The sequence below is a fragment of the Chromobacterium sp. Panama genome, assembly GCF_003052555.1.
In the GTDB taxonomy this organism is placed as follows: Bacteria; Pseudomonadota; Gammaproteobacteria; order Burkholderiales; family Chromobacteriaceae; genus Chromobacterium.
In genome coordinates this window covers 2,475,485-2,486,116 of the sequence record NZ_QARX01000001.1, presented here as the reverse complement: position 1 = coordinate 2,486,116, position 10,632 = coordinate 2,475,485, and the positions used below count along the sequence as shown (strand labels likewise).

General features: G+C 65.1%; 9 protein-coding genes. 8 read left to right on the top strand and 1 reads right to left on the bottom strand.

The annotated features are described in order from the left end of the window. The first annotated feature begins 40 nt into the window (after positions 1–40). The 3 genes from DB032_RS11115 to DB032_RS11105 all read left to right on the top strand — a co-directional run bounded on the left by DB032_RS11115 (position 41) and on the right by DB032_RS11105 (position 5,035). Complete coding sequence (locus tag DB032_RS11115; RefSeq protein ID WP_107799543.1) at positions 41–481, top strand: biopolymer transporter ExbD; 441 nt, start codon at positions 41–43, stop codon at positions 479–481. A gap of 309 nt (positions 482–790) precedes the next feature. Continuing rightward, positions 791–1,906, top strand: coding sequence for an efflux RND transporter periplasmic adaptor subunit (locus tag DB032_RS11110; protein WP_107799542.1), 1,116 nt, complete (start codon positions 791–793; stop codon positions 1,904–1,906). 15 nt (positions 1,907–1,921) lie between these two features. After that, positions 1,922–5,035, top strand: a complete 3,114-nt coding sequence (locus DB032_RS11105) for an efflux RND transporter permease subunit (RefSeq protein ID WP_107799541.1) — start codon at positions 1,922–1,924, stop codon at positions 5,033–5,035. A gap of 52 nt (positions 5,036–5,087) precedes the next feature. Here the strand turns inward: DB032_RS11105 and DB032_RS11100 are convergent, their stop codons facing one another. Next, positions 5,088–5,453, bottom strand: a complete 366-nt coding sequence (locus tag DB032_RS11100; protein WP_081551307.1) for a hypothetical protein — start codon at positions 5,451–5,453, stop codon at positions 5,088–5,090. Positions 5,454–5,819: 366 nt separating this feature from the next. Between DB032_RS11100 and DB032_RS11090 the strand changes: the two genes are divergently transcribed. The 5 genes from DB032_RS11090 to DB032_RS24580 all read left to right on the top strand — a co-directional run. Beyond that, entirely contained in the window at positions 5,820–7,592 is a 1,773-nt protein-coding gene (locus DB032_RS11090) for an ABC transporter substrate-binding protein (protein ID WP_107799539.1), read from the top strand. Positions 7,593–7,613: 21 nt separating this feature from the next. Then, a complete protein-coding gene (locus tag DB032_RS11085) occupies positions 7,614–8,552 on the top strand; it encodes an ABC transporter permease (RefSeq protein WP_107799538.1) in 939 nt (312 codons plus the stop codon). A gap of 13 nt (positions 8,553–8,565) precedes the next feature. Further along, positions 8,566–9,627 carry an ABC transporter permease gene (locus DB032_RS11080; RefSeq protein ID WP_107799537.1) on the top strand — a complete coding sequence of 354 codons (1,062 nt, stop codon included), beginning with the start codon at positions 8,566–8,568 and terminating at the stop codon, positions 9,625–9,627. A 16-nt stretch (positions 9,628–9,643) separates the two neighbouring features. Next, complete coding sequence (locus DB032_RS24585; RefSeq protein WP_233246686.1) at positions 9,644–10,009, top strand: ATP-binding cassette domain-containing protein; 366 nt, start codon at positions 9,644–9,646, stop codon at positions 10,007–10,009. A 22-nt stretch (positions 10,010–10,031) separates the two neighbouring features. Beyond that, a partial coding sequence (locus DB032_RS24580) for a dipeptide/oligopeptide/nickel ABC transporter ATP-binding protein (RefSeq protein WP_233246685.1) occupies positions 10,032–10,632 on the top strand: 601 nt, incomplete at its 3' end.

Below are 10,632 nucleotides of genomic sequence, written 5' to 3'. Positions count from 1 at the left end.
ATTACCGAACCGCCGCCGCGCAACTAGAAGGGAGAGCAAGATGGGAATGAACGTAGGCTCGTCCGACGACGAGCTGATGGTGGAGATGAACACCACGCCCTTGATCGACGTGATGCTGGTGCTGCTGATCATGTTGATCATCACCATCCCGATCCAGACGCACGCGGTGAAGCTGGACATGCCGGTGAGCAGTCCGGCGAAGCCGATGGAGAAGCCGGTGGTGGTGCAGATCGACATTGCGGCGGACAACGGTATCTTGTGGAACGGAGAGCGTTTGGCGAACCGGGAGGCTTTGGAGAAGAAGCTGACGGAAGCGGCGGCGCGGGCGCCGCAGCCGGAGTTCCACATCAAGCCGAACAAGGACGCGGGGTATGAGCCGGTGGCGATGGTGCTGGCGGAGGTGGCGATGGTGCTGGCGGAGTCTCAGCGTTTGGGGGTGACTAAATTGGGCATCGTGGGCTCCGAGCAGTTTGTGCAATGACATATGTTTAATGGATAGTGTTGTGGCATGATAACGGGCGGCCGCAGTCAGGCCGCCCAAATGCTTGGCTGAGGCTTGTTCGCCCACGTTTCACAACAACAAGACAATACGACCACACAATGGCATATCCCGCGGCGAAGCCTGTGGGATGATGCCGAGCGGCCCTGGTCCGGCCGCGCCGGCGCAAGGGGGAATCTTGCGTCGTTTCATCGTCCTGGATGCGCGGCCGCCGAGCCTGACGCGGCGGCCGATAGCGCGTGTCCGAGCCCCGCGTCGTAGGCGGCTCAACCATAGAAAAGAACAAAACAGATGAACACACGATTTGTCATAGTCCCGCTCTTGTCGTTGACGCTGGCGGCTTGCGGCGCCAAGCCGTCCGACCCGCCCAAGGAGGGCGCCGCCGGCAAGGCCGCGGCCTCCGCGCCGGTGGCGCGGGCGCTGTCCACCGCGGATGTGATGGCGGCCAAGCCGCGCGCGCTGGCGGCGACGATCGCCTTCACCGGATCGCTCAACGCGCTGACCAGCGGCACCGTGGCCGCCGAGGTGGAGGCACGGGTCAAGGAAGTGCGCGTGCGCGAGGGCGAGGCGGTCAAGCGCGGTCAGGTGCTGGCGGTGCTGGACGCCGAAGTGTTGTCGCAATCGGTGACGGAACAGAACGCCCAGGTGGCCAACACCGAGGCGCGGCTGCGCCTGGCCAAGGTCAAACTGGAAAAACAGCGCGAGCTGCTGCACAAGGGCTTCATCTCGCAGATCGCCTATGACGAATTCGACAGCGATTACCGGGTGAAGGAGGGCGAAGCCAAGGCCCAGGCCACCCAGCTGGCGCGCGCGCGCCGACTGCTGGCGGACACTCAGATCCGCGCGCCGATAGACGGCGTGGTCTACGAGCGCAAGATCAATCCGGGCGAAGTGGCCGGCAAGAACGCGGTGCTGTTCGCCATCGCCGACCTGTCGGTGCTGGAAATCGCCGCCACGGTGCCGGCGCGGCTGATCTCGCAGATCCAGCCCGGCATGCAGGCCGGCTTCAGCGTGGACGGCCTGGCCGAGCCGCAGCGCGGCGAAGTGGTGCGCATCAATCCGGTGGCGGTGGCGGGCACCCGCAGCTTCACCCTGTACATCCGCGTGAAGAACCCGGAATACAAGCTGAAGGCCGGGCAGTTCGCCAAGGGCGGCATTGTGCTGCGCCAGATCAACGACCAGATCGTGCTGCCGCTGCCGGCCATTCACGATCCGGACGGCCAGCCCTGGGTGCTGGTGGCGCGCCAGGGCCGGCTGGAGCGGCGGCCGGTGGAACTGTTGCTGCGTTCCGAGGCGGACCGGCTGGCGGCGGTGTCCGGGGTCAAGCCGGGCGAGCACGTGATCGCCGTGGACCTGGTGGGGGTGAAGGCCGGCGATCCGGTCTCCCTGCCGGGCAGCAAACTCTAAGCGGAGGGGCGCAGCATGTGGCTGACCCGAATCAGTGTCCGCAATCCCTATTTCGCCGCCGTGCTGATGATGACGCTGGTGGTGCTGGGCTTGTTTTCCTGGCAGCGGCTGGCGGTGGAGGAAATGCCGGACATCCGCTTCCCCATCGCCCTGGTGTCCACCGACTATCCGGGCGCCTCGCCGGAAGTGGTGGAAAGCGAAATCTCCAAGCCGGTGGAAGAGGCGGTCAACACCATCAACGGCATCAAGGAAATCCGCTCCTATTCCATGGAAGGCAATTCCACCGTGGTGGTGGAGTTCGAGCTGTCGGTGGATCCGGTGTCGGCGGTGCAGAACGTGCGGGACAAGATAGGCGCCATCCAGGGCCAGTTCCGCCGCGAGATCTCCGCGCCCACCGTGTCCCAGGTGGACCCCAACGACAACCCCATGCTGACCCTGGTGCTGACCTCGGACCAGACCCGGCCGCGCGAACTGACCACCTGGGTGGACAAGGTGTTGAAAAAGCGGCTGCAGATGGTGGCCGGCGTCGGCGACGTCAAGCTGATCGGCGGCGTGCGCCGCGAGATCCGCGTCGACGTGGACCCGGTGCGGCTGGAGGCCTCCGGCCTGTCCCTGCAGGACGTGGCCGACGCGCTGCGCGCCGCCAACCAGGATTTCCCCGCCGGCTCGGTGTCGGCGGTCAGCAAGGAGTGGGCGATCCGCGTCGCCGGCAAATTGAAATCCGCCGACGACTTCTCGCAACTGGCGGTGGGTTACCGCAACGGCGCGCCCATCCGGCTTGAGGACATCGCCACCGTGGCCGACACCGAGGCCGAGCAGTCCAGCATCTCGCTGATAGACGGCCGGCCCGGCGTGTCGCTGGACTTGCGCGCCGCGCGCGGCGCCAACGTGGTGGAAGTGGCCGAGGGCGTCAAGGCCAGGGTGGCGGAGCTGAAGAACCAGATGCCGGCCGGGGTCCAGGTGCGCTACACCTACGACACCGCCGAAGACGTGAAGAAGTCGCTGAACAACGTCGAATCCACGCTGCTGGAAGGCGCCGGCCTGACCGTGCTGATCGTCTTCCTGTTCCTGGGCAGCTGGCGCAGCACCGTGATCACCGGCCTGACCCTGCCGGTGTCGCTGATCGGCACCTTGTTCGCCATCCAGATGTTCGGCTTCACCCTGAACATGCTGACCCTGCTGGCCCTGTCGCTGTCCATCGGCCTGTTGATCGACGACGCCATCGTGGTGCGCGAAAACATCGTGCGCCACGCCGGCCTGGGCAAGAGCCATTATCAGGCCGCGCTGGACGGCACCAATGAAATCGGCCTGGCGGTGTTGGCCACCACGCTGACCGTGGTGGCGGTGTTCCTGCCGGTGGGCTTCATGGGCGGCATCATCGGCAAGTTCTTCCACCAGTTCGGCCTGACCGTGGCGGTGGCGGTGCTGATCTCCATGCTGGTCAGTTTCACGCTGGACCCGATGCTGTCCTCCATCTGGCACGATCCGCACCACCACGGCGACAAGCATCGCGGCCCGCTGGGGCGGATGCTGGACGCCTTCGAAAGCTCGCTGGACCGGTTGTCGGAGCGTTACGTCGGCGTGATCCGCTGGGCGCTGGCCCACCGCAAGACCGTGCTGGGCACGGCCTTGCTGCTGACCGTCGCCAGCTTCGCGCTGGTGCCGGGCATCGGCGGCGAGTTCATCCCGGAGCGCGACAGCGGCAAATTCACCATCAGCTACCAGACCGCGCCCGGATCGGCGCTGGAATACACCGCCACCAAGGGCCATGAACTGGCGGCGGCGGTGAAGGGCATTCCCGAAATCAAGTCGATCTCGATGAATGTGGGCGAGGGCAATTTCGGCGCCGGCAAGAACGACGGCTCGGTGACGGTGGACATCGGCGACAAGAACAGCCGTCAGCGCACCCTGGGGCAGGTGATCGCCGACGCGCGCGCGCGAGTGCTGCCGGTGGCCGGCGTCACCATCAAATCCGTGGCCAACGAGCAGCAGCAGGGCAAGCCGGTCAAGGTGGGCTTGCGCGGCAGCGACCTGCGCGAACTGTCCGCGGTGTCCGAAGACCTGATGCGCCGGCTGGGCAAGATCCACGGCGTGCGCGACATCGAATCCAACCTCAGCGAAGGCGACCCGGCGCTGAACCTGGTGCTCAAGCGCGACGCCGCCACCAGCCTGGGCGTGGACCTGGCCCGCGTGGGCAAGACCCTGTCCATCCTGTTGGCCGGCAACGCGGTCACCACCTGGGAAGCGCCGGACGGCGAAAACTACGACGTCAAGCTGCGGGTGCCCAAGTCCGAGCGCCGTCAGGAGCTGCTGGACGCGCTGACCGTGGCTGGGCGGCCGGATGCGCACGGCGCGGCCAATATGATCCCGCTGTCCTCGCTGATAGAGACCCGGCAGGGCATCAGCCCGCGCCAGATCAAGCGCGTCAACATGATGCGCGAGATCACCATCCTGGCCAATATCGAAGGCCGCGACGCCGGCACCGTCTCCGCCGAGGTGCATCAATTGGTGGAAGGCCTGAAGCTGCCGCCGGGCGTGATGCTGGTGCAGGGCGGCCAGCAAAAGGACATGCAGGAATCGCTGGGCTACGCGGTGCAGGCCTTGGCGCTGGGGGTGATCTTCATCTATCTGATCCTGGCCGCGCAGTTCCGCAGCTTCACGCTGCCGGTGACCATCATGATGGCCTTGCCGCTGGCCTTCGTCGGCGTGTTCTGTTCGCTGTATCTATTCGGCTCCACGCTGAACATGTTCTCGGTGATCGGCATCATCATGCTGATGGGCCTGGCCGCCAAGAACGGCATCCTGCTGGTGGACTTCGTCAATCAGGCGCGGCGCGAAGGCATGGAGCGCAACCAGGCCATCGTCGAGGCCGGCCGGGTGCGGCTGCGCCCCATCATGATGACCAGCCTGGCGATGATCTTCGGCATGCTGCCCTTGGCGCTGGGCACCGGCGACGGTTCGGAAAGCAACCGGCCGATGGCGCACGCCATCATCGGCGGCCTGCTGACCTCCACCGTGCTGACCCTGATCGTGGTGCCGGTGGTCTACACCTATCTGGACGGCCTGCGCAGCCGGGTGCGCCGCCTATTGGGCGGCAAGCCGGCGCACCAGCCGGCGGCCGAACATTGAAACGAAAAGAGCCTGCGTTTGCGCAGGCTCTTTCTTTTGGCGAGGACGGTGTTTAATTTTTAGGGGGCGCCACGCAGTCATTGCCCTCAAAGCTCACCGACTGAATGGTATGGGTTTTGGGATCGGCGACGAAGTTGGTGGTGCAGCGGTAATACACCGAGCCGCCGCCGCTGAAGCCCCAGGGGTAGTTGTAGAAACCGCCCTGATAGGGCATTTCCTGGCTGTAGGCGCTGCGGTAGGTGTAGAGCTGATTGCCGTTGGGCATGGTCAGCTGGCTGGTGGGTGCGCCCCATTGCGCCAGCATCTCGTTGACGTCGCGGCCTTGCCAGCCGTAGACCTTTTGCGCGTAACCCGCCTGGGTGGCGCAGCCGGTCAGCAGGCTGGCGGCCAGCAGGGACAGCGCTAGCGTTGTTTTCATGAGGCGCTCCTGAGCAATGTGTCAGGCGGGGGGAGACGGCGTCCGCCTGAGGTGGTTTGAAGGGATACTTTTACGATGGCGTCGCCGCCGCCGCTTGTCAACAAGCAGCGCCGGCGCACCTTGTTCATGAGTGTTAAGAACCTGTTTACGATCTGCTGCGCGTCGGCGGGATGGATAGAAATGGGCGTTGAAACCAAGCTCAAAATGCTCATGTACCACGAGTACATTCCGCTTTTTCGCTCGTTTTCGCCTTGTCTCGCCTTAGCTCGCGAGATCGTAAACACGTTTTAAGAGCCGCTAGAACGGCGACATAATAAGCGGGCCGGTGCAAGACGCCAGGCCGAAGCGACAACAAAGGAGAAAATCATGAGCCTGAAGCGATGCGCGCTGCTGGCGCTGATGGCGTGGGGAGGCGTGTCGGCGCAGGCCGCCGACATGAACAAGGTGCTGCATGTGGCTTTCAACGCGCCGGAGACCGGTTTCGACCCGTCCAAGACCTCGGACATCTACTCCGGCGCCATCATCGAACACATCTTCGACCCGCTGCTGACCTTCGACTACCTGGCGCGGCCGGTCAAGGTGGTGCCCAATGTCGCCACCGCCATGCCCACGGTCAGCGCCGACGCCAAAACCTATACCTTCACCCTGAAAAAAGGCGTGTACTTCGCGCCGGACCCGGCCTTCAAGGGCAAGAAGCGCGAGCTGACGGCGGAAGACTACGTCTACGCCTTCAAGCGGCTGATCGATCCGGCGGTCGCCTCGCCGATCAGCGATCTGGTGGCCGGCAAATTCGTCGGCCTGGACGCCTGGGCCAAGCCCGCCGGCGGCAAGATCAACTACGACGCGCCGGTGGCCGGCGTGCGCGCGCTGGACCGCTACACCCTGCAACTGAAGCTGACCCAGCCGTACCCGGCGTTGAAATACATCCTGGCCGCGCCCTTTGTGCAAGGCCAGGCGCGCGAGGCGGTGGAGGCTTACGGCAGCAACACCAACGCCCATCCGGTGGGCACCGGCCCCTATATGCTGGCCAAGTGGCAGCCGGGCACCCATATCTCGCTGGTGGCCAACCCCCATTTCCGCAAGCAGACTTTCAACTACCCGCCGGGCGACAATCCGGAAGACCAGCGCGTCGCCCGCGAGATGAACGGCAAAAGCTATCCGCAGATCGGCCGCATCGAAGTGTCGGTGATCCAGGAGGAACAGCCCACCTGGCTGGCGTTCAAGAGCGCGGAGCTGGACCTGGTGGGCATTCCCCAGCCCTTGATCCGGCAGCTGCTGCGCATGGATCCGAGCAATCCGTGGCGGGCGGAACTGAAGCCGGATCTCCAGCGGCAGGGCGTCCGCTTGCTGCGCAGCCTGGACGAGGAAATCACCTTCTACGCCTTCGGCATGAAAGACCCGGTGGTGGGCGGCTACGGCAAGGACAAGATCGCGCTGCGCCGCGCCATCACCATGGCCTTCAACACCGACGAAACCATACGCGACATCCGCCGCAACCAGGCGGTCAAGGTCCAGTACGTGGTGCCGCCCAATGTGGCCGGCCACAACCCGGATTTCCGCGGCGCCTTCCCCTACAACCCGGCGCTGGCCAACGCCTTGCTGGACCGCTTCGGCTACAAAAAGGGCGCGGACGGCTACCGCCGCCAGCCAAACGGCGCGCCGATGGTGGTGGACTTCCTGACCGGCCCCACCGCCATCGACAAGCAATGGAACGAGTACTGGCAGAAAGCCTTCGATCTGATCAAGGTGCGCGTGGACTTCCGCGTGATGCAGTGGAACGAACAGATCAAGGCGCAGCGCGAATGCAAGTTCGGCATGAACGGCGCGGCCTGGATCGCGGACTTCCCGGACGGCGAGAACTTCGTCCAGCTGCTGTACGGCCCCAATACCGGCGGCGTCAACTACGCCTGCTACCAGTCCGCGCGCTATGACCGGCTGTACGAGCAATCCCGCAATCTGGAGGACGGCCCGGAACGCAACTGGCTGTACGACGCGATGAACAAGATCGTGATGGCGGACACGCCCTGGGCCTTCAGCGACACCCGTTTCCGCAACACGCTGATCCAGCCCTGGGTGCGCGGCGCCAAGCTGCATCCCAACTACAACTACATCTGGCGTTTCCTGGACGTGCAGAAGTAAGCGGCAGGCGAGGAGAACATCATGTCCGCTTTTATCATCCGTCGCATCCTGCAGATGATCCCAACCCTGTTTGGCGTCATGCTGCTGGTTTTCACCCTGTTCACCCTGGTGGGCGGCGATCCGTCGCTGGTGCTGGCCGGCAAGCACCTGACGCCGGACGTGCTGGCCAATATCCGCGCCCAGCTGGGCCTGGACCAGAGCCTGCCGCAGCAGTTCTGGATCTTCGTCAAACAGGTGCTGACGCTGGACTTCGGCACCTCCTGGTCCACCCAGCAGCCGGTGGCCGACATCATCGGCAGCCGCGTCGGCCCGTCCTTGACGCTGACCGGCGCCATGCTGGTGGTGGACCTGCTGATCGCCATCCCGCTGGCGGCGCTGGTCGCTTATTTCCGCGGCGGCCTGACCGACCACATCGTCACCATCGCCTGCACCGTGGCCATGTCGGTCAGCGCGCTGGTCTACATCATCGCCGGCCAGTATTTCCTGGCCTTCAAAATGGGCTGGTTCCCGGTGCGCGGCTGGGGGGATGCCTTCTGGGTCAATCTCTTCGTCTACGTGCCGCTGCCGCTGCTGATGGGCCTGATGGTGTCCTTGGGGCCGGACATCCGCTTCTACCGCAGCTTCTTCGTCGAGGAAATCGGCCAGGACTACGTGCGCACCGCGCGCGCCAAGGGCCTGTCCGAACGCGCGGTGATGCTCAAGCACGTGCTGCGCAACGCGCTGATCCCGGTGGTGACCAGCGTGATGATGTCGCTGCCTTATATGTTGATCGGCGCGCTGGTGCTGGAAAGCTTCTTCGGCATTCCCGGCATGGGCAACGAGGTGGTGATGGCGGTGAACAAGAGCGATTTCCCGGTGATCAAGGCCATCACCATCTATATCGCCATCGCCACCATGGTGTTCAATCTGCTGGGCGATCTGGTCTACAAGCTGATCGACCCGCGCGTGCAGCTCAAGTGAGAGAGGGCTGGAAATGACGACATTGCATAATGGCGCCGGCGCCGCGCCGGCCGCCCCCTCGCGCGGTTTGTGGGCGCTGGGCTGGCAAAGGCTGAAACGCAAGAAAGTGGGCTTTGTTTCGCTATGGATCGTGGCGGTCTACCTGCTGCTAGCCGTCGGCGGCTGGTTCAATCTGGTGGGCGGCGGCTGGACCGACGAAATCGCCGTGCCCTACGCGCCGCCCAGCTGGGTGCAGGCCTCCGCCGACGACGTGTTGCCGCCGGAGCCGGCCAAGCCCGCCCAGGCGTCCGCCCCCATCGTCACCATGACGCCGGAGGAAGACCCGATAGGCCAGGAGCTGCAACAGGCGCGGCAGCATGTGGGCGAATACGCGCAGGCCGCGCCGGCCAAGCGCGCCGCGTTGCCCTTCGGCGCGGATCTGCGCGGCCGCGACGTGATAGAGAAAACCCTGAAAGGCACCTCCACCTCCATCTTCGTCGGCGTGTTCGGCGCGGTGTCGGCCTTGCTGGTGGGCTGCGCGCTGGGCGCGGCGGCCGGTTATTTCGGCGGCAGAGTGGACGACGCGCTGGGCTGGTTTTACAGCGTGTTCACCTCGGTGCCGGACATGCTGTTGCTGTTGTCCTTCGCCGCCGTCTCCGGCCGCGGCATCACCACCATCGTCGCGGTGATGGCGCTGACCAGCTGGACCGGCACTTTCCGCCTGGTGCGCGCGGAATACCTGAAGCTCAAGGGCCGCGAATACGTGCAGGCGGCGGACGCCATCGGCGCCGGCAACGCCCGCAAGATGTTCGTCCACATCCTGCCCAATATCTCCCATCTGCTGCTGGTGCAGTTTTCCCTGCTCACCGTGGCGCTGATCAAGTACGAAGCCATCCTGTCCTTCCTCGGCTTCGGGGTCGGCGTGCGCCAGGTCAGCCTGGGATCGATGCTGGCGGAAGCGCCCACCGAGCTGATCCAGGGCTATTGGTGGCAAATGCTGGCGGTTACCTTGTCCATGTCGCTGCTGGTCACCGCCTTCAGCCTGTTGGTGGACGCGCTGCGCGACGCGCTGGACCCGCGCGCGGCGGCGAAGTGAGCGGGGAGAACAGACTATGACTCAGAACCAGACCCTGCTGTCGGTGCGCAATCTCAAAGTGGCGTTCCGTCAGGAGAACGGCGGCGATTTCCAGGCGCTCAAGGGCGTCAGCTTCGACATCCCGGCCAAGCGCACCGTGGCCTTGGTGGGCGAATCCGGCTCCGGCAAATCGGTGACCTCCATGGCCATCATGCGCCTGCTGTCGCCGCAGCACGCCAGCATCCACCCGGACAGCCAGATCCTGCTGCAAGGGCGGGATCTGCTCAAGGCCGGCGGTGCCGAGATGCGCGCGCTGCGCGGCAAAGACATCGCGATGATCTTCCAGGAGCCGATGAGTTCGCTGAACCCGGTGTTCAGCGCTGGCCTGCCGCCCGCACCTTGACCGGCGGCCGCAGCGGCTGGCGGTGATCGACGACTTCCTGCAGCCGGGCGGCTATGTGGAGCCGCCGCAGCGCGAGCGCGGCTACCGCGAGGACGACGAAATCATCCTGGACGTGCGCGGGCTCAGCAAATCCTTCGACGTGCGCGAAGGCTTGTTCGGCAAGCGCCAGTTCCACGCGGTCAAGGACGTGTCCTTCAAGCTGGCCCGCGGCAAGACCCTGGGCATCGTCGGCGAATCCGGCTCCGGCAAGACCACCGTCGGTCTGACCCTGGTGCGGCTGCACCAGGCCAGCGGCGGCCAGGCGCTATTCCACGGCCAGGACCTGCTGGGCATGGACGCCAAGGCCTTCCACGCCTATAAGCGCCGCATCCAGATCATCTTCCAGAACCCCTATGCCTCGCTGAACCCTCGCTTCACCGTGGAGCAGATCCTGAGCGAACCGATGCAGCTGCACGGCATCGGCCGCGATGGCGGCGAGCGGCGCAAGCTGGCGCAGGAACTGCTGGACAAGGTGGGGATGCCGGCCGGGGCGCTGCAGAAATACCCGCATGAATTCTCCGGCGGCCAGCGTCAGCGCATCGCGATCGCGCGCTGCCTGACCCTGAAGCCGGAAGTGCTGATCT